At 68.7% G+C, this 21,040-nt stretch carries 7 protein-coding genes; 3 read left to right on the forward strand and 4 right to left on the reverse strand.

Going from position 1 to position 21,040, the window contains the following annotated elements:
• Window positions 1-60: 60 nt before the first annotated feature.
• Both AC3WQM_RS20585 and AC3WQM_RS20590 read left to right on the forward strand, forming a co-directional pair.
• Entirely contained in the window at window positions 61-555 is a 495-nt protein-coding gene (locus AC3WQM_RS20585) for a MerR family transcriptional regulator (protein WP_492681270.1), read from the forward strand.
• A gap of 55 nt (window positions 556-610) precedes the next feature.
• Complete coding sequence (locus AC3WQM_RS20590; RefSeq protein WP_062476589.1) at window positions 611-850, forward strand: hypothetical protein; 240 nt, start codon at window positions 611-613, stop codon at window positions 848-850.
• Between the two features lie 15 nt (window positions 851-865).
• Here AC3WQM_RS20590 and gdhA read toward each other — a convergent pair whose 3' ends face one another.
• Window positions 866-2,209: an NADP-specific glutamate dehydrogenase gene (gene gdhA / locus AC3WQM_RS20595; RefSeq protein WP_492681272.1), complete on the reverse strand. Its 1,344-nt coding sequence runs from the start codon at window positions 2,207-2,209 to the stop codon at window positions 866-868.
• Window positions 2,210-2,437: 228 nt separating this feature from the next.
• On the opposite strand from gdhA, the gene AC3WQM_RS20600 reads away from it, so the two are divergent.
• Window positions 2,438-2,929: a hypothetical protein gene (locus tag AC3WQM_RS20600; RefSeq protein ID WP_492681274.1), complete on the forward strand. Its 492-nt coding sequence runs from the start codon at window positions 2,438-2,440 to the stop codon at window positions 2,927-2,929.
• 25 nt (window positions 2,930-2,954) lie between these two features.
• Here the strand turns inward: AC3WQM_RS20600 and AC3WQM_RS20605 are convergent, their stop codons facing one another.
• The 3 genes from AC3WQM_RS20605 to AC3WQM_RS20615 all read right to left on the reverse strand — a co-directional run bounded on the left by AC3WQM_RS20605 (window position 2,955) and on the right by AC3WQM_RS20615 (window position 20,902).
• Complete coding sequence (locus AC3WQM_RS20605; RefSeq protein ID WP_492681276.1) at window positions 2,955-9,701, reverse strand: prealbumin-like fold domain-containing protein; 6,747 nt, start codon at window positions 9,699-9,701, stop codon at window positions 2,955-2,957.
• A 473-nt stretch (window positions 9,702-10,174) separates the two neighbouring features.
• A complete protein-coding gene (locus tag AC3WQM_RS20610; RefSeq protein ID WP_492681278.1) occupies window positions 10,175-17,773 on the reverse strand; it encodes an OmpA family protein in 7,599 nt (2,532 codons plus the stop codon).
• 186 nt (window positions 17,774-17,959) lie between these two features.
• Complete coding sequence (locus AC3WQM_RS20615) at window positions 17,960-20,902, reverse strand: hypothetical protein (protein ID WP_492681280.1); 2,943 nt, start codon at window positions 20,900-20,902, stop codon at window positions 17,960-17,962.
• Window positions 20,903-21,040 lie beyond the last annotated feature (138 nt).

Raw genomic sequence — 21,040 nt, forward strand, 5'->3', positions numbered from 1 at the left:
CGGGTGGTGGAGTGGAAAAACCCGATGCTAAGATTCAAGCCAACTTGAAGGTCAAGCGATATGAAGATCGGTGAACTGGCAGACAAGACCGGCATGGCGCCCTCGGCCATCCGCTTCTACGAACAAAGCGGCCTGCTGCCCGCGCCCGAGCGCGGCGCCAATGGGTACCGCGTCTACACCGAGGCCGCGCTCAAGCGGCTGCAGCTGATCCAGATCGCGCAGAACCTCGGCTTCTCACTGGACAGCCTGCGCAGCGCCTTCGCAGGCTGCGAGGTCTTCTCGGGGGACGACCTGCTCGAACGACTCGACGGCCGCGTGCGCGAAATCGACCAGCTCATGGCCGGCCTGCGCGCGCAGCGGCGCGACCTGACCGACCTGCGCACCACCTTGCGCCAGACCTGGGCCGATGGCGAATGCATGGACCCCGCCACGCTGGCCGAAAGCATGGCTACGACCAGAAACAAAGTGGCACGTCCTTCGCGCCCGCAGAAAGAACTGGAAACTTCGGTACACGCCTCGAAAGGCATGCGCGGCGCAGGGTTTAGACAGCGCTAATTGTTTGTGCGCACAATGTCCGAACCGCCCTCCCCTCAACACAAGGAGACGACCCATGTCCATGGAATTTCTTCGGACCCTCGCCGAGCAGAAATTGCCATACGTCCTCCACACGCCCGCAGACATCGACAGGCTGCGCGTGCTGCGTGCCGCCGACCTCGTGACGGCCTTCATTCCGCCGTCGGAGCACGCGCCCGACGAGCGCGCGATCCGTCAGCTGGCCCAGGTGGAATCGATCACCGCGAAGGGCCGCCTGGCCCTGAACAAGGCGACCTCTTCGTTCATCGAACTCTGAGGTGCGCCCGCACGCTCAGACCACGCCCTGCGCCAGCATCGCATCGGCCACGCGCACGAAGCCGGCGATGTTCGCGCCGTCCACGTAGCTCACGCTGCCGTCGGCACGCGAACCGTAGTGCAGGCACGACTCGTGGATGCCCTGCATGATCTGCAGCAGGCGCGCATCGACCTCGTCGCGCGTCCATGACAGGCGCGCCGCGTTCTGGCTCATCTCCAGGCCCGACGTGGCCACGCCGCCTGCGTTGCTGGCCTTGCCCGGCGCGTAGAGCACGCCGTGGCCTTCGAGCACCTTCACTGCCTCCATGGTCGAGGGCATGTTGGCGCCTTCGGCCACGCACACCACGCCGTTCTTCACCAGCGTGCGCGCGTCTTCCTCGTTGAGCTCGTTCTGCGTGGCGCTGGGCAGTGCCACGTCGACCGGCACGTGCCACGGCGTGGCGCCGGCCACGAAGCGGGTGCCGGTGCGCTCGGCGTAGTCGCTCACGCGGCCGTAGAGGTGGTTCTTCACGTCCATCAGCACGGCCAGCTTCTCGGGCGTGAAGCCTTCCTCGTCGACCACGGTGCCGCTCGAGTCGGACACCGTGACCACCTTGGCGCCCAGCGCCATGGCCTTCTCGATGGTGTACTGCGCCACGTTGCCCGCGCCCGAGACGCTCACGCGCAGGCCGTCGAAGCTGCGGCCCTTGCGCTTGAGCATTTCCTGCGCGAAGTAGACGTTGCCGTAGCCGGTGGCTTCGGGGCGGATGAGCGAGCCGCCGAAGCTCAGGCCCTTGCCGGTGAACACGCAGTCGGCGCGGTTGGTGAGCTTCTTGACCATGCCGGCCATGAAGCCGACCTCGCGCCCGCCCACGCCCACGTCGCCCGCCGGCACGTCGGTGTCGGAACCCACGTGGCGGAACAGCTCGGTCACGAGCGCCTGGCAGAAGCGCATCACCTCACCCTGGCTCTTGCCCTTGGGGTCGAAGTCGGCGCCGCCCTTGCCGCCGCCCATGGGCAGCGTGGTCAGCGCGTTCTTGAAGGTCTGCTCGAAGGCCAGGAACTTCAGGATCGACAGGTTCACCGAGGGGTGAAAGCGCATGCCGCCCTTGTAGGGGCCGATGGCCAGGCTGTGCTGGATGCGGAAACCGCGGTTGACCTGCACCTCGCCGTGGTCGTCCACCCAGGACACGCGGAACATGATCACGCGCTCGGGCTCGACCAGCCGCTCCAGCAGGCTGTGGCTCGTGTACTTGGGGTGCTTTTCGATGTACGGCCAGAGGCTTTCCATGACCTCGGTCACGGCCTGCAGGTACTCGGGCTGTCCGGGGTTGCGTTGTGCGACGTGTGCGAGGAACCCCCCGGCGGATGCGTGCTTCATTCCAATCCTCTGTTTTCCAAAACGGTGCATAACCTTATGCGAATCCTGCATTTTGCCGGACTGGAGAACCATATTGAGGCGAAAGGCCCTCAGAAGGTGCGTCGTTTGGGGTGCCTGGTGTGGCAACGCCCCAACTTGAAACATTGCCGGGGCGCATCAACGCCTGGAGGAATCGCCAGAATCCCGCGCCGCACGCCCCTCTAAGATGGCCCGTCTCGGAATTCACAGATGCAGATCACGTACCGCTTTCAGTTCTCGGAAGACCATGTGCTCACGGGTTTCATGCGCAACCTGCAGCAGGTCTGGTGGATTCGGTTCAAGTGGCCGTTGGCGCTCCTGTTCGCCCTGGCCCTGGCCGTGTGCGCCGGCGAAGGGTTTCCCGTCCTGGCGGTCGTTTTCGCGGTCGGCATCGCGCTGCTGCTGAGCGCACCGGCCATCGCCCGGCTGGCCCTTCATCGCTTCAGGAAGAGCCCCTTCTACAACGACGAGATCGACTTCTCGCTGTCGGAGAGCGGCTCCCACGCACGGGGCCGCCACAGCGAGGCGCGCCACGGCTGGGAGGCCTACACCAAGGCCCGCCGCTTCAAGGACGGCCTGCTGCTGTGCCACGGCCCGGACGCCTTCCACTGGCTGCCCGATGCGGCGGCGGCCGATCCGACGGCCGTTGCAGCGGCGCAGCAGCTCGCCCGCGCGCGCATCCGGGACTACCGCGAGCTCTGACCGGGCCCGATGCCGGTGTCGGTGCTCAGTCGACCTTCACCTGGAACAGCACGAAGCCCGTGCCGCCCGGCTCGACCGTGCCGGTGAAGCGCCAGTCGATTGCACCCGTGCCGCCCGCGGGCTGAACCGTGGTGCAGGCCACCGCGCCCGCAGGCGGTGCATTCGCCGGCGTGTTCTTCACGCAGCCCGTGAGCGACGCCGGCGTGGTGCCCGTGGTCGCGCTCACGAAGGTGGTGTAGCCCGGCGTCATGTCGTTCACGACCATGCTGCGGATCGGCGCGTCGCCGTTGTTCGTGTAGGTGATGCGGTACTCGAGCGTCTCGCCCGACTTGGCCTGGTTGTTCACGCCGAAGGTGCCGCTTTGCGTGATGTTGCGCACTTCCTTCTTCAGCTCCAGCGCCACGCCCGACACCGTCGTGAGGTCGTCCAGCGTGAAGCTGCCGCTGAGCGACGGACTCGCGTTGGTGTAGGTGAAGTCGGCGCGGATCGTCGCCCTGTTGTTCGAGCCCAGCGGCGCCGTGGCGGGAATGAACTCCTGCACGATCACGCAGACCTTGCCCGCGAAGGCCACGGGCGTGGCCGCCGCGCTCGGCGGGTACAGCTGCGCCGCGCCAGCCTGCAGGCTGCCGGTGCAACCCACATCCGCGAAGACCTTCGTCGTCCAGCCGGTGATGGCCGGCGTGGCCGTCTCGTTCGCCACGCTGAAGCGCACCTGCCCCGCCGTGCCGGCCGTGAAGGTGTGGGCGTAGGTCACGGTGCTGCCCGGCAGGCCGGTCTTGGCGCCGTCGGTCGCGAAGGCGCTGTTATCGACGTCGCCGAAGTTCAGGTTGGCGTGGCCCGTGCCGTTCCAGCTGAAGGCGATGCGGTCGGGCGTGCCGGGGCGCGTGTAGGTGTAGGTGCCACCGGCCGCGGCCACGGCCGAGCCCGAGGGCAGCGCGACGCTGCCCACCGAGGCGCCCGTGGACACGCGCGTGCCGGGGTTGGTTTCTTCCACGCACATCGCCGAGCCCGTGGCCGTGCCGGCCGGCACGCTCAGGCTGTAGGCACCCGAGGCGTCCGTGAGCGCGCTCGCGTACACGGCGGCGCCGCAGTTGGTCAGCCGCACGCTCACGCCCGACAGCGGGCCCTCGCCGCCGTTGACGAGGCCGTCGTTGGCCGTGCCGCCGCCCACGCCGTTGTCCAGGAACACACGGCCGCTCACGATGGCCGCGAGCGTGTTGGTGAAGGTACAGACCACCGCCGTGCCGTTCGTCAGCCCGGCCGCGGGCAGCGTGACGGTGCCCGCCACCAGGTCGACGGCCGCCGTCGCCCCGCCCGCCAGGCCCGTGCAGGTCGCGCCCGAGAACGCGAAGCCGCCGGGCATCGAGGCCGCGACTTCGGTCAGCACGGTCTGCGTGTTGGCCGTGGTGAGCGTCTTGATCGTGCCCACCACCGTCGAGCCCGACACCGGGACGTTGATGCTGTCCGAGCCGAAGCCGTTGGTGCCGCTGAACGCGAAGGTGCCCGTGCCGCCCAGCGCCTGCTTGCGGATCTGCACCGTCGGCAGGCGGTTGTTGCTGTAGGTGCAGACGATGGCCTTGCCGGCGTCGCCCGCGCCGATCACCAGCGTGTTGCTGGCCTGGCCGTTGGTGCCGCTCAGGGCGTTGGCCGTGGCGCCGCCGTCGGCGGTACACGACAGCACGGTCGTGTAGTTGGCCAGCGTGCCGGTGGGCATCGTTTCCGCGGGGAAGGTGATGGTGTTGCCCACGGCCGCCACCACCGCCGTGCCGCTGTTGCCGGCCGTCGGTGCGGTCGCCGTGAACAGGGCCGTGTTGTTGGTCGCGCCCGTGGTCGCGCCGATGCTGGCGACGTTGCCCGCTTCGCTGTTCGCGCCCCAGGCCTTGCGCACCTGCAGGGTGACCGTCTTCTTCGCGTTGGTATACGTACAGACGATGGCCTTGCCGGCGTCGGCCGCGGCAATCGCCAGCGTGTTGCTCGCCTGCCCGTTGGTGCCGCTCAGCGCGTTGGTGGTGGCGCCGCCGTCGGCGGTACAGGCGAGCACGGTGCTGTAGTTCGCGAGCGAGCCCGTGGTCATCGTCTCGGCCGGCAGCGTGAGCGTGCCGCCGACGACCATCGACACCGCCGCGCCGCTGTTGCCGGCGGTGGGCGCCGTCGCGGTGAATGCCGACGTGTTGCTGCTGCCGCCCGAGGTGGCGCCGATGCTGGCCACGTCGCCGTTCGTGCTGTCCGCGCTCCAGGCCTTGCGCAGCTGCACGGTGACGGTCTTGGGCGTGTTGGTGTAGGTACAGACGATGGCCTTGCCGGCGTCGCCCGCGCCGACCAGCAGCGTGTTGCTGTTCTGCCCGTTGGTGCCGCTGAGCGCATTGGCCGTGGCGCCGCCGCCGGCCGTACACGCCAGCACCGTGTTGTAGTTCGCCAGCGTGCCCGGCGCCATCGTCTCGGCCGGCAGCGTGATCGTGTTGCCGGCCTGCACGGTCACGGCCGTGCCGCTGTTGGCGCCCGTGGGCGCCGTCGCGGTGAAGGCCGTGGTGTTGCTCGATCCGCCCGTGCTCGCGCCGATGCTCGCCACGTTGCCGGCGATGCTGTTCGCACCCCAGGCCTTGGCGATCTGCAGCGTGGCCGTCTTCGGCGTGTTGGTGTAGGTACAGACGATGGCCTTGCCCGCGTCGCCCGCGCCGACCACCAGCGTGTTGCTGGCCTGGCCGTTGGTGCCGCTCAGCGTGTTGGCCGTGGCGCCGGCATCGGCGGTACACGACAGCACGGTGGTGTAGTTGGCCAGCGTGCCCGTGGTCATCGTCTCGGCCGGGAAGGTGAGCGTGTCGCCCGCGGCCACCGACACCGCGGTGCCGCTGGTGCCCGCCGTCGGCGCCGTCGCCGTGAACGCGGCGGTGTTGTTCGCGCCGCCCGTGGTCGCGCCGATGCTCGCCACGTTGCCGGTGGTGCTGCCGGCGCTCCAGGCCTTGGCCAGTTGCAGCGTCGCGGTCCTGCGCGTGTTGGTGTAGGCGCAGTTCACCGCGCTGTCCGACGGCATGGTGAAGGTGCGGCTCAGGCCGCTGCCGCTCACCGTCACCGTGCTGCCGTCCGACACCTTGGTGCAGGCCAGCGTCGTGGTGTAGTTGGCGGCGTTGCCGGTGGTGAAGGCTTCGGCCAGCGTCACCGTGGCGCCGCTGGCCGCGGTGGCCGTGGCGTTGGTGGTGGTGGCCGGCGCGGTCGACGTGCCGGCGGTCGCGCCCGTCACTTCGGCGGCGCTGCCGCTGACCGTCAGGTTGACCTTGTCGCCGGCGATGGCGCCGCTCCAGCTCTTGGACAAGGTCACCGCCGCCGTCTTGCGCGTGTTGGCGTAGGTACAGACGATGGCCGTATCGGCCGCACCGATCGTCAGCGTGTTGCCCGACAGGCCGCTGGTGCCGGTGCAGCTCAGCGCGCTCGTGTAGTTGGCGGCGCTGCCGGTGGTGAAGCTCTCGGCCAGCGTGATGACGCTGCCCACGGGCACGGCCTGCGCGGCGCCGGTGTCGGTCTCGGCGGCCGTGTTGGCCACCGAGGCCAGCGTGGTGAGGCCCGTGCCGGTGACGCTCACCGCGTCGTTGACGATCGCGCCCGACCAGGTCTTGGCCAGCGTGACGGTCGCCGTCTTCGCGGTGTTGGTGATCTCGCAGACGATCGGCAGGCCCGCATCGGCGTTGCCCAGGGTCAGCAGGTTGCCGCTGAGCGAGCCGCCGCCGGTGCAACTCCAGGCGCTGGCGGTGTACGAGCCGGCGTTGGTGCCGAACGGCGTCTCGCCCAGGGTCACGGTGTCGCCCACCGCCACGCGCGCCACGCCACCGGTGTCGGTTTCGTTGGGCGTGTTGGCCGTGGCCTGCAGGTTGAAGGCGTAGCCGATGTTGTGGTTGGGGTGCACCGTGCCCGACGCGGTCAGCGTGAAGGCGTCGTTGACCAGCGCGTTGACCCACTTCTTGCGCAGCTGCACCGTCGGCGCCTTGGCGTTGGTGACGGTACAGACGATGTTCGAGCCCGCCACCGTCGCCGCGGCATTCAGCGTGAACTGGTTCGTGTTCTGCGCGGTCCCGCGCGTCACCGTGCCGCCGCTGCCCATGCCCGTGCAGCTGACGTCGGTGATCACGTAGTCGGGCACGCCCGCGGCCGGTGTGTAGGTTTCGGTGAAGGTGGTGGCCGTGCCCGTCGCGGTCAGCGTCTGCACCGGCCCGTTGACGGCCGTGCCGGCCACGGTGGTGGTGATGGTGTGCGCGGCCACGCCGTTGGTGCCCGTGAAGTCGAAGCCGGCCACGCCGCCGAGCGAACGCTTGGCGAGGGTCAGGGTCGCGGGCTTGCCGGTGTTGGTGTAGGTACAGACGATGGCCTTGCCCGCGTCGGTCGCGCCGATCAGCAGCGTGTTGCTGTTCTGCCCGTTGGTGCTGCTGGGCGCATTGGCCGTGGGCCCGCCATTGGCGGTACACGACAGCGCCGTGTTGTAGCTCGCGAGCGAACCCGTGGGCATCGTCTCGGCGGGCAGCGTGATGGTGTTGCCCGCGACCACGTTCACGGCGGTGCCGCTGTTGGCGCCCGTGGGCGCGGTCGCCGTGAACGCCGTCGTGTTGCTCGCGCCGCCCGTGCTCGCGCCGATGCTGGCCACGTTGCCGCTGATGGCGCCGGTGCCCCAGGCCTTGGCGATCTGCAGCGTGGCCGTCTTCGGCGTGTTGGTGTAGGTACAGAGGATCGCCTTGCCCGCATCGGCCGGGCCGACCAGCAGGGTGTTGGTGACCTGCCCGTCGGTGCCGCTCAGCGCGTTGGCCGTGGCGCCGCCGCCGGCCGTACAGGCCAGCACCGTGTTGTAGTTCGCCAGCGTCCCCGTCGTCATCGTTTCCGCGGGGAAGGTGAGGGTGTTGCCGGCGACCACGGTCACGGCCGCGCCGCTGTTGGCGCCCGTGGGCGCCGTCGCGGTGAAGGCGGCGGTGTTGTTCGCGCCGCCCGTGCTCGCGCCCAGGCTCGCCACGTTGCCGGCGATGCTGTTCGCGCCCCAGGCCTTGGCGATCTGCAGCGTGGCCGTCTTCGGCGTGTTGGTGTAGGTACAGACGATGGCCTTGCCCGCATCGCCCGCGCCGACCAGCAGCGTGTTGCTGTTCTGTCCGTTGGTGCCACTGAGTGCGTTGGCCGTGGCACCGCCGCCGGCCGTACACGCCAGCACCGTGTTGTAGTTCGCCAGCGTGCCCGGCGACATCGTCTCGGCCGGCAGCGTGATCGTGTTGCCCGTGGCCACGGTCACGGCGGTGCCGCTGTTCGCGCCCGTGGGCGCCGTGGCCGTGAAGGCCGTGGTGTTGTTGGTGCCGCCCGCGGAGGCCGGAATGCTCGCCACGTTGCCCGTGAAGCTGTTGGCGCCCCACGACTTGACCAGCTGCAGCGTGGAGGTCTTCGGCGTGTTGGTGTAGGTACAGACGATGGCCTTGCCCGCGTCGCCCGGTCCGATCGCCAGCGTGTTAGTCGCCTGGCCGTTGGTGCCGCTCAGCGTGTTGGCCGTCGCGCCGCCACCGGCGGTACACGACAGCACGGTCGTGTAGTTCGGCAGCACGCCGCCGTTCATGGTTTCCGCGGGGAAGGTGATCGTGTTGCCGGCCGCGACGGTCACGGTCGCGCTGGTGTTGGCCGTCGGCGCCGTCGACGAGAACGCCGCGGTGTTGGCCGCGCCGCCCGTGGTGGCGCCGATGTTCGCCACGTTGCCCGTCACGCTGATGGGGTTCCACGACTTGGCCAGCTGCAGGGTCGCGGTCTTGCGCGTGTTGGTGTAGGTACAGACGATGGCCTTGCCGATGTCGCCGAGAGCGATGGTCAGCGTGTTCGGCACCTGTCCGTTGGTGCCGCTGAGCGTGCTGGCCATCGCGCCGCCGTTCGCGGTACACGACAGCACGGTGTTGTAGTTCGCCAGCGTGCCAGTGGTCAGCGTTTCGGCGGGCAGCGTGATGACGTTGCCAATGCCCACACCCACGGGCGTGCCGCTGTCGCCGGCCGTCGGTGCCGTCGCGTTGAAGGTCGCGGTGTTGCTGGCGGCGCCGAAGATGCCGGTGCCACCCGTGGTGGCCACGATGAGGGCCACGTCGCCAGTGTTGCTGCCGGCCGACCAGGCCTTGGCAAGCTGGAGCGTGACCACGTTGAACTGGATGACAACGAAGCCGTTGCCGCCGGTCGTGCCGGCAACCCCCGTGGAGACGGTAACGGCGTTCGCCCCGCCCCTGCCGATGCTGCTCTGGTAGTAAGGGCTGCCGCCTGGGTTGGGCGCCGCAACGCTCCCTGAGAAGTTTCCGTTGGGCCCCGCAGCGAGCACGCCACCGGTGACTGCCCCCGAAGCGAAGTAGCCCGAACCACCACCGCCTGGTCCGTTGTAGGAACAAGTGGACGTGATCGGATTCGGCGTGCTGCTGCACTGCGCCATCCCGCCACCGCCGCCGTACCAGCCACCGCCACCGCCGCCACCACCTTCGTACTGAACGGAAATTCCGCCAACGGCCGAGCAACCGTTGCCTCCTTGCAAGGCACTGCCAGCCGAGCCGCCAACGCAGGTGCTCGCGACGCTGCCGGAGGTCGGTGTGCCGATCGCTCCGCCAGCGGACTGCGTGCCGCCCTGCCCGCCAGTGCCGCTGGAAGACCCACCATTCGTGCCGCCACCACCGCCGGGAACAGGCGTGCCGTTGTCGGTCCAGTAGGCGCTGCCGCCACCGCCGCCTGCGATGAGCCTTGCGTCCGATGTAGAAAACTGGCCGTCGTTGACCCACAGCGCGCTCATGCCCCCGCCCGAGGAGCCGCCAGCGCCCACGCCGACATTGGACCCCTTCCCACCACCCACACCACCTCTGCCATAGGGTCCGACCGTATCCTCACTCCGCCCCCCTTGCCCCACAGTCACCGCCAAGAGGTTGCCGGGCGTGACCGTCACGGTCCCGTCGGCATAGCCGCCAGCGCCACCGCCGCTTGAAAAGCCACCTGCCGCTATGGAGCCACCACCACCGGCGCCCCACATCGTGGCACGCACCGAGGTCACACCGGCAGGCACCGTGAAGTTTTGCTTCCCCCCCGAATAGGTGAAGGTCACGCAGCTGTTGTAGCCCGACTGCGGCGTGCACGTGCCGACTGCCGCCTGCGCACCCGGCATGGCAAACAGCCACAGGGCCGTCGCGGCAAGCACGCCCTTCAACACCCCGCCGAGCCGCGCCATCCCGCCCGCTTCGTTTCTCGTTCTGCTTTGCATCATGGTCTCGTTCAGCGGGTTTCTTGCGTGGCCGCGGCGATCACGACCCAGCGGCTCTTGGCGCTGCTGTCATCGCCTGCGACAGGCTGCGTGTCTTCTTTGGTGTCGGTGCGCAGGCGCAGCACGTCGACGCCGCGCCCGATCAGGTAGCTGCGCACGGCGTTGGTCCGTTGCGCGACCAGCTGCATGCGGTCGTCTGCGCTGCCTTGCGCGTCCGAGTGGCTGATGTGGATCACCACCTGCGCGTCGGTCGCCTTGATCTGCGCGGCCAGCGTGTTCAGCGTGTCGTGCGCCTGCGGCTTGATGAAGGACTTGGCGGGCTCGAACAGCGCTTCGGCCTGCAGCACCGTGCGCATCGGCAGCGGCGCCACTTCCGGCGCATCCGCAGCCAGCTTCTCGGCCTTCTCCGCTTTCTGTGCCCTGGCCACATTCGCATCGGCGCCCGCCGAAGCAAACCCCAGGTGCGTCTCATCGAACTTGAAGCGCAGCCGCACATAAGCGCCCTTGCTCGTGTACTCGTTGGCCGTCAGGTCGCGGTCGCTCAGGCCCACGAAGTTGTAGCCCGCCGACACCCACATGTTCTTCTGCACCTGGTAGCCCACCTCGACGCCGAAGGTCTTCTGCAGCGCGCCGCCCTTGCCGTACAGCAGGCCGGCCTGCACGCCGAAGTCCCAGTCCTGGTTGATGTCCTGCGTGTAGCGCGCCTGCACCAGGTGCGCCCAGTACTTGCTGGCCAGCGTGCCGTCGTCGGCGCGGCTGAGCTTGAAGGCGTAGCGCGCCATCACCGCCTTGCCCGGCTCGGGGTTGTAGTTGACGTGCGCCGAGACGATGTCCGCGCTGGTCTTGCCCGGCAGGCTGGCGCCGTTGTCGGCGCCGAAGACGCTGCTGCCCTGCAGCGCGCCGGCCGCATTGCCCGCGCCCACCACGCGCTCGGAACGGCGCTCGTAGCGTGCCAGCGCGTTCCAGGTGTCGTCGTCCACCGGCCGGTAGGCGATGCCGATCTGGTGGCGCTGCAGGTGGCGCTCGTTGCCCGCGTTGGCGCCCTGGCCTTCGCTGTCGCTCACGATGCTGCGCGCCAGCAGGCTCCAGGACGGATCGAGCTTGAAGCCGAAGCCGGCGCTGAACAGGCGCGTGTTGGCGTCGTCGCCGCGGCGCGCTTCATACACGCCCGAGGCCTTGATCCGGTCGGTGATGTATTCGATGCCGCTGGTGATCGCGGTCGATTCGCCCAGCCCGCCGGCATAACCCGTGCCGGTGTTCTTGCTGTTGCTGTAGCCGCTCATGTCGCGCGTGTGCTCGATGCCCCCGGTCACGCGGATCTGCTCGTTGACCTTGAAGGTGTTGCGCACCCCGATGGCCGCCTGCACGCCGCGCCCTTCGGCGCCGTCGGCGATGCGGTACTCGTTGTACACGCGACCGCCTTCCATGTAGTTGCTCTCGATGCCGACGATGCCGGTGTTGTTGCGCTGCGTGCTGTCCAGCTCGTAGGGGCCGTTGAGCGTGGAGATCAGCTCGTAACGGCCGTACACGCGCGTCTTGTCGGTGATGGCGTAGTTGCCGCCGACGGCCAGCACGTGGCGCTTGCCGTCCTTGAGGTCCTGCTCGCCTTCCACGAACACCTGCGCGCCGGCCACGCCGGGCACCTCGGTCGACAGGCGCCCGCGCACGGTGGTCTGGCTCTGGGTGTCCACGCCGGCTGCTGCGGCGGCTGCGCCCAGCGTGGTCACGCTGTTGGCGCCGATGCTGCTGCCCATCTGGCCGTTGTAGGTGGAGATCTGGCCGTAGTCGAAGCCCGAGCTGGAGCCCAGCGCGTTGTTGCTCTGGCCGTGGCGCAGGCCCACCTCGGCGACGGTCTTGTCGCTGAGCTTCTTCTGCACGCTCACGGTGGCGCCCTTGCGCTCGTCGACCTGGGCCGCGTCCTTGCTGTAGAGCACCTCGCCGCGCACGGCCAGGGTCGGGTCGACGCGGTACTCGGCGCGCGCCGAGGCTTCGGTGTGGCCGGCCGAGAAGCTCGCGCCGGGGTTGTCGAAGCCCTTGCTGGTCTTGGCCGCCAGGGCCACCACGGCCAGCTTCTCGTCCTGGTAGCGCGCTTCCACGCGCGCGCCGTGGCCGTTGCCCTTGTCGTCGGAGTCGGTCTTGACCAGCTCGCCCGCCACGCTGGTGTTCTGGCCGATGCGCGCCACGCCCGTGAGCGCCTGCAGGTTGCGCTTGTTCTGCGGGTTCTGGTCGGTGGAAGCCACCACGCCCAGCTGCAGGTTCTCGCTGACCTTGACCTGCACGTCGGTGCCGGCCACGGTGAACTTGGGACCGCCGCTGTCCACTTCGTAGGTCACGCGGATCGACTGCGGGTTCAGGTTCGCGTCGATCGAAGCGATGGCGTGCGTGAACAGGATGCGGCGCGTGAGCGGCTCCACCGTGTAGTCCACGAAGCGCGCCACGGCCGTGCGCTGCAGCACGATGTTGGGCTGGTTGCGGTCGCGCACCACGATCTCGATCTGTTCGCTGTTGTCCACGAACTCGCCGTTGCTGGCGCTCAGGTAGTACGGGCCCGAGGTGCCCAGCGCGCGGAACTCTTCCACCTGTTGCGTCTGCGCGGTGCGCGAGACATAGCTGGTGGCGCGCACGTTCTCGTCCTCGTACACGTGCTTCAGGCCCGTGAGCGAACGGTTGCTCTGGCTCAGGTTGCGCACCTCGGTGCTGCTGGCGGTGGTGAAGTCGCCGTACAGCAGGTAGGAGCGGTTCTTGTCGATGCGCACGTAGAGTTTTTGCGTGCTTTGGGCGTCGAAGCCCTTGACCGCGGAGTCGCCGTAGATCGGATAGAACTCGTCGGGGCGGATGTCGCGGAACAGGCGGTCCTTGCGCGTCTTGTCGGAGTCGTAGGCGGCCGTGAGCAGGTACTCGCCCTTGACGGTGCCCTTGAAGAAGAAGGCGGCGCGACCGCTGGCGCGGCTGTTGGTGCCTTCGTCCTTCAGGCCCGAGAGTTCCGCTTCGAAGGCGGCGCCGGCGGGCATGGCGCCGATCGGCAGCTTGCCGCGCTTGGTGAAGTCGAGCACGCCTTCGACGATGCCCACGCCGATCATGGGGCGCATCTCGGGCAGCAGCGCCAGGCGCACTTCCTTGACGAAGGTGCCGGCGCTCACGCGCAGGCGCGCATCGCCGGGCTCGCCCGGGGGCATCAGCTGGAACTCGGCGGCGCCGCCGTCCATGAAGACCTGGGTGCCGGGTTCGGTCGGGTTCAGGTCTTCGGCCAGCCAGCGGCCGCGGTCGGTCTCCAGCGTGAGTTGCGTGCGGGCGGTGACGGGCACGCCGGCCGCGTCGATCAGGCGCACCTTGACGACCACGGGCGTGCGCAGGTCGGCGCGCGCCACCTCGGGCAGGTCGACCTCGATGGCGCCGAGCTTGTCGGGGGCGACCACGGTGATCTCGTCGGCGCTGCCGCGCACGTTGCCGAAGCCGTCGACGGCTTCGAGCTTGAGGGTGTTGGTGCCGGGGCGCAGGGCCACGCCGATGTATTCCCAGGCGGCAATGTTCTTGGACGCCAGCTGGGTCTTCTTGCCGACGCGGCGTTCTTCCAGCGCGGTGCCGTTCACGCTCAGGCGCAACGAGGTGCCGGCGGTGCCCTTGACGCGCACGTTGATCGACTGGCCGGCGACGGTGTCGCGGTCCTTCAGGCCGATGAAGCCCAGCGTGTTGTTCTCCAGCTGGGGCAGCAGGGTCTCGAGTTCGATGGGACTCGGAACTGCCTGGGGCAGCAGCGGGTTGGCGCGCGGCTCGAGCATCGCGCCGCCGGTGCCGATGGGGCGCATGGCTTGCGCGCCGACGCCGGTGGCCGAGCCGCTGGTGGTCGACGACGGCAGGCCCGAGGTGGGCACGCCGTTCAGCGGCGAGAACAGGCTGCCGGTGGGGATCGCGGGCTGCACGCCCAGCGTGCCGCCCATGCTGCCGCCACCGCCGCTGACGAAGCTGCTGGCGTTGGCCGGCGCCACGGGCAGCGCGATCAGCGGCGCCGAGGTGGGTTGCACGGCGCCGGTGCTGCCGCTGGCCAGCGCCTGGCCGGTGGCGGGCAGGCCGCGCACGTCGCCCACGGGCACGACCTTGCCTTCGGGGTCCAGGCGCAGGCGCACCTGCGCTTCGGCCTCGGTGTCGGGGCGCGCGGCGATGGCGGCGCGGCGCGCGGCCACGTCGGCGATGACGCTCTTCTCGTCGCAGTTCGTGATGATGAAGTTGGCCTTGTGGAACTCGCCCTTCTTCAGATCGACGAAGCGGCTCTCGGGGGTGCCCGAGTTGCGGTTGTCGAGCACTTCGAGCTTGGCGCCCAGCGGCAGCGTGGTCTGGTCCAGGCGCAGCACGTGCGTGACGGGCTTCAGGCCGTACAGGCTCCACTTGCCTTCGATGTCGGTGACGACGTGGGTGCCGTCTTCCATGTACAGGCGCACGCCGGGCACGCCGATCTCGTCGGCGCCCTCTTGCTTGCCGTCGCGCTTGCAGTCCAGATAGACCTTGCCGAAGGCGAAGGCGTCGTCGGAGAACACGCCGCCCGTCACGCGCACGGTCCAGTTGGCCAGGTTCGACTGGATGGGGCCCGAGGTGGCGCGTGCGCGGTTGATGGCGTCGCCGTTGGTGGGCGCGCCCACGCCGATGCGCACGCGGTAGCGCACCATGGCCGACTGGTCGGGGGCCACCACCAGCGTGGGGTAGTTGAAGATCAGGCCCGGGCCGGCGCCGCCGGCGGGGTTGGGCACGACCTGGCCGTTCAGGCGCACGCTGTTGGCCACATACGCGAAGCCCGGGGGCAGCGTGTCGTTGAAGGTCAGGCCGGTGACGGGGAAGCCGGTCTTGTTGGTGACGGTGAGCGCGTAGTCGATGAAGTCGCCGAACTCGACCTGGCGCTTGCTGCCGTCCTTGCGCAGCACCAGGCCCAGGATGTTGCCCGGGTCGAGCGGGATGTGGTTGTGCACGGCGTCGCACGGCGTGCCGTCGGGCTTCGCGCCAGCCTGCACCTGGAAGTAGTAGCTGGTCGGGTCGGCGTCCTTCGGGGGCACGGCGCTGGGCACGACGGCGCCGCAACTCGTGAACGAGCCACCGGTCACGGGGATCAGCTGCGAGGGGTACACGTAGCCGCTGCCTGCGGGCGGCGTGACCGAGAGTGCGTACGTGCACAGGCCCGTCACGGGCGGCGTCTGCAGGTAGAACTGGTAGGCGCCATCCGCGCCCGTGGTCATCGAGATGCTGCCGTTGGGGTTGAGCGTGTAGGTGCCCGAATCGGCGCCGTAGATCTCGGCCGCGGTGATGGGGCCGGCCGTGCCGCTGCTGCACGACTGGCGCGTGTAGGTGACCAGCGCGCCGGCCACGGGTTGGCGCGTCAATGCGTTGTAGACCGTGCCCTGCGGATCGACCAGCAGTGCCTGCACCGAGGTGGCGGTGGCGGCCAGCAGCATGGTGGGCGTGACGTTGACGGTGTTCTGCTCGAAGGCGGCGGCCCAGGCCTTGTTGGTGAGCGACACGCGCCCGCCGATGGCGGCAGGCTTCTCGGTAATGCGCACGCTCAGGCGGATCTGCTCGCTCTGGCCGGGTGCCAACGCACGGGCGCCGTCGGTCAGGCTCAGCGCCACTTCGGTGGGCAGCTGAAACGGGTCGGCGCTGTCCTGCGTGGTGCGGTTGCAGGTGGCGCGGCCGGTGAAGCCGGTGGCGGCGTTGAGGTTGCCGTTGGCGGCCTTGGGCGGGCCCAGCAGTTCCCACGACGCGACCTGACCGCTCGACTTGTCCATGTCGAAGGTGCAGTTCAGGTTGTCGATCACGCGCACGTTGGGTGCGGCGACGGCGCCGGTGTTGGTGACCTTGAAGGTGTAGTCCAGCTCGTAGACGCCGGGCGACACGCGCCGTGCGATGGAGGCCTGCTTGGTCAGCGTGAGCGTGGGCAGCTGGGTCGACACCGGCGTGGGCGAGGTGTCGTTGTTGGGGTTGCCATCGCCGTCGGCGTCGGGGTTGTCGCCGTTGACGGAGTCGTCCAGGGCCACCGCGGGGCCGCCGGCGTTCAATGCACCCGAGGCCTTGACGGTGTTCAGCAAGGTGCCGGTGCGGCCGGTGAAGTTGATGCGGGCATCGAACTGCACCGTCAGTTGCGCGCCCACGGGCAGCACGGCGCCGTCGGCCAGCAGGCTCGAGGCGGCAGCGGTGCCCTTGAAGGCGGGATTCGCGGCTGCAACCGTACCGCCGCTGGGTGCGGGCGCGATCACGATCGAGCCGGGCACGATGGTGTATTGATTCGCGCCGGGCACGGCGGCTGCCGTGTAGCTGCCGAACTGCGTGGCGCCCGCGCCTTCCATCACGTCGGCGGCCTGCACGCCGTACAGCCATGACGTGCCGTAGTTGCGCACGTTGACGCTGAAGCGCACGGTGGCGGTGCCGTCGGTCTTGCCGTCGGTGCCGCGGTTCACGCGCGGGGTGGACGCGGCCTTGGCCACGCCGATGCGGGCCTGGGTGGAGCTGATGACGATGGTGTTCGAAGGCACGGTGGCCGGGCCGGTGCCGTCGTTGTAGGTGCTGTGCGCGGTGTTGCGGATCTCGCCCACCTGGTCGGCGTTGACCTTGACGGCGAACTGCATCGCGATGGACACGTTGCGCGCCACGGGCGTGGAGATGCCAATGGCCACTTCGACGGCCGAGGCGTCTTCTGCGGTGCGGTAGCTGTACGCCGGATCGTTGGCCAGGCGGTACAGCTTGACGGCGTTGGCGGCGGTGGTGCGCAAGGTGCCGGGCACGTACTGGGTGCCGGCGGGCACGGGGTCGCGCACCAGCACGAGCGCAGAGGGCGCGCCGTTCACGAGCAAAGGCGTGTTGGTCGGGGCGATGACGTTGCTCGGCTGCGCGTCCTGTGCGCCGATGTTGGTGCCCGAGACCGAGAAGTCGATGCGCGTCTGGCCGGGGATGACGTTGCCGGGGTAGCTGGCCGACTTGACCAGCTGCAGCGCGGCGGCGTTGCCGACGGTGACGGTGTCGCGGTTGATCGCGGTGAGGCCTTGCAGCGCGGTGGTGGCCGTCAAACCGACGCAGGCCACGCCGGTCGCGGCGGTGGGGATGGTGCCCTGCACCAGCAGCGCGGCGGTCTCGCCGGGCTTCAAAGCAATGGCACCCGCCGCGTTGAGTTGCACCACTGGATCGGCCGCATCGACCACGCCGTTGTTGTTGCTGTCGCGCACCACGCGAAGCGCCGACAGGTCGAGCGTGTCGGCCGCGCAGCCGCCCGCATTGTTGGCCAGCGCCAGCGTGTAGGTCGAAGCGACGTTGCCGGTGTTGGTGAGCAGGTGGCTCAGCGTGACGATGCTCGCGGGCGGGCGCGACAGCGACTGGTCCTGCGTGAGCACCAGCGCCTCCACGGGCAGCACCGTGGCGATCACTTCGTTGGACGAGATGGTCTCGGTCTGCGCCAGGCCGTTGGGCACGTAGGTGCCCGTGGCGATGCTGCGGATCACGATGCCGGCGGGTGCCGGCGCGGCGTTCGCTTCCTGCACGGCACCACCCAGCAGCAGCGCCGCGCCAGCGGCGAGCGCGGCAGCCCATCCGCGCCACGATGGCCGGTGTGTGCTCCTGGGATTGAAAGTGAACAGCATGCCGCGAACCCTTGATCGATCACCGCGTGGGGATCAGAAGAAACGAAAGAACTTTTTCGTTTGCGCCCTCGCCTCGACAGAGGAAGAGAGAGAAGGCGCAAAGGAAAAACGCACAGGCTTTCGCATGCCTTGTGCGAGGGAGCCGACGGGCTTGCGCTCGTCGGCTCCGCTTCACTCAGGTGAAGCTCAGTTGTTGACCTTCACGGAGAACAGCAGCGTGGCGGTGCCGCCAGGTGCGACGGTGTTGCTTGCGCTGCCGCAAGCCACGGTGGTGGCGGTGCTGCTGTAGGCCAGGGCCGTGCCGGTCACGCCGGTGGACGTGCACTGGTTGGCGGCCGGAGGCTGCGTCGCACCGGTGAAGGAGGTGTAGGCCGGCACCGCGTCGTTGATCGACATGTTGGTGACCGGTGCCACGCCTTCGTTGGTCGCAACGACGCGGTACACGATGCACTCACCGGGCTTGGCGACCAGCGGAGCCGACGAGGACGGGACCTCGGCGCCATCGCAGTTCACGTCCAGTGCCTGCGTCTTCACGAGGCGCATCTGGCCGGTGATGACCGTGGTCACGTCGGTGGCCGAGGGCGTGCCGCACGAGGTGGCGCCTGCGGGGAAGGTCACCGTGACGGTGGCCGTGTCCACGGTACCTGCCGAAGCGCCGCCCGGTGCGAACACCTTGACGAGCAGCTTCTGCGTGCCGTTGGCCGCCAGCGGGCCCGGGATCGTGCCGGTCACCAGCGTGTCGCCGCCGTCGATCTGGCCGTCGCCGTTCACGTCGATGTACAGCGCCGTGGTCCAGCCTGCCTGGGTCGTTGCGGCCGTCACGGTGTAGGGCCCTGCACAGCTTTGCGCGCCGGTATTCGTCAGCGTGTGGGCGTACACCACCGAACCGCCCGGAGCGACCTGGCCGCTGTTATTTGGCGTGAGAGTCGCTCCAAAGGTGTTGGCCTTGCTCACCGTCACAGCGTCCAGTTTCGTATCGATGGCCACGGCTTTGGTCGAGGTCGGAGCGGTCGAACGCACCTGGAAGTAGATCGCCTGACCCGGGGCGACGATCACCGCTTGCGAAGCAGGCGGCGTCACGCAGGCGCTCACCAGCGCTTGGCTACCGCTGTTCACGGGCACCTGGGTGACCCCAGTCGCAGCCGCGCAATTGGCCGGCGTAACACTTCCAAGCACGAACTTCACCGTCCAGCCTGCCGGCAGGCTGCCCGGGAAGTTGTTGGCTTGGCTCGCGGCCAGGCTGTAGGTGTTGGCCACCGAATCGTTGTTACTGACGTACAGGGGGAAGACCGCCGCAGTGCCGGCCGGGGTATCCGTCGTCGTCGTCGGCTTCGAGCTGGGACCGGTGCCCAAGTCGCCCGTGACAGGGTCACTGCTACCGCCCGTGCTGTTGGTCAGGTCAACGAGTACGGTCACGATGTTGGTCAACGTATCGCGCGTACGGTCGCTCTTCGTGCTATCGCCAGTCGAGGTACCGATCACGACCACGGAGTACGGCGAACCCACAGGAACGGTCGCCATTGCTGGCAACGTCGCCACGGTGACGAACTTGAAGGTGCCATTTGCGCCAATCGGCCCCGTGTCCGGAATGCCATCGCTGTTGCTGTCGATCAACGGCGTGAAGCCGTCCTCAGCGAAGAACTTGAAGGTCGTGCCGCTCGGGAAGTTGTCGGTGCCCTTCACGAGGTTCACCGTATCGGTCGCATTGCCCGTGTTGAAGACCGTCTGCGCGAACTTCACCATGGCGCCGCCTACCGCAGTGGGCTGCACCGTGTGGTCCACACCCGCAGGGTCGGTCGCCACGGCGTTCGGCTGGCCCGCCGTCGTATCGCGCGAGCCGGCAACGGTACCCGTCGCTGAACCGAGCACGATGTCGAAGGTGCCGATGACGTTGTAGCTCGCGGGGTTGGTCGACGAGTTCGTCGTGCCCGGGTTGTCCGACTTGATCGTCGTCGGCACAGTCACGGGGTTGTACTTGGCCGTGTTGGTCGTGGTCGACGTGCCAATGACCGCCGTGTTGTTGACCATCACGACGAAGCTCACCGTCTGCGTGACGTTCGGCGGCAGCGAGGCCACCACGAAGGCCAGCGTGTTGCCGGTCGCGGCGAAGTCGATGGCGTCCCCAGCCACGTCACCCTGCGGTGCGTCCGTGAGCGCCGTGCCCGGTGCATTGCTCCAGACGGCCGAGCCCGGCACGTATGTGAAGCCCGCGGGCAACGTGTCGGTCATGACGAACCGGCCAGCCGCACCACCCGTGTTGTTGAACTTCAACGTGTAGGTGGTGTAGACGCAGCCTGCTGCGGGCGCACCAGCTGCCGTGGTGGTGGCCGCGCAACCTGCGACCGAGCGCGGACCGCTCACCGATGCCGCGGGCCAGGTGCCGCCATTGGTCGACCAGGCGACCGACGGAACGCTCAGGCTCTTGGTGGCGTTGAAGGCTGCCTGATCCGTGAGGTTCACGTTGTCCACGTCGGCTGCCTGCGTGTTGCCAGCCGCGTACAGCGCCGGCGTGCCCGCCGTGGCCGTGATGGTCGCGGCCACCGGCGAGGTGAACGTGCCCGACGAAGCGGTGCTCGGGATCGAGTACGCGACGACGAACGGGAACGTGCCGTTGTTGCCTGCCACGGTCTGGGCCGGAACACTACAGACAGCACCCGGAACGACCGAGCACAGCGCGGTCGTGCTGTCGGGCACGCCGTCGGCATTCGCGTCGGCGAACACTTCGACCTTGGTGAAGCCGTTCGGGCTGGCCGGTGCGGTCACGGTGAACGTGAAGGTGTCGGAGCCGTTGCCGGTGTTGGTCAGCACGTGCGGTGCGTACACGGTCGTGCCTGCAGCGCCGGTCTTCGTGTTGACCACATTGGTCGTCACGGAGGTGTAGGTGTCCAGGTTGAACGAGCCGACCTGCTGCACCGTCGTCTGCACGAGGTTGGAGGTGGCCAGTTGGCTGGCGCCGTTCGGGTCCAGGTAAGTGGCCGAAGCCTGGTTACCGATGATGGTGTTGGCGGGTGGAGCCGCAGCCAGGGCGCCGGAACTTCCAAACAGGAAGCTCAGCGTCAAAGCTGCTGCGCCCGCCCAGAGCGCGCGCGGCGCTGGGCCGGTGCGACGGGCAGACAAGGTAGGGGTCACTTGGGTTTCTCCTCGGGGTTGGGGTCAAAAAAGGTCAAAAAAAGGACGAACTCACCCCGGCCGGGGATTTCCGCGAACGGAAACCGGCAATGGAAAAACCAACGGGGTTTTGGAAAGAAAGAGAGAAGCGGCCGTCAG

The organism is Variovorax sp. FW301-JW7 (genome assembly GCF_058788795.1).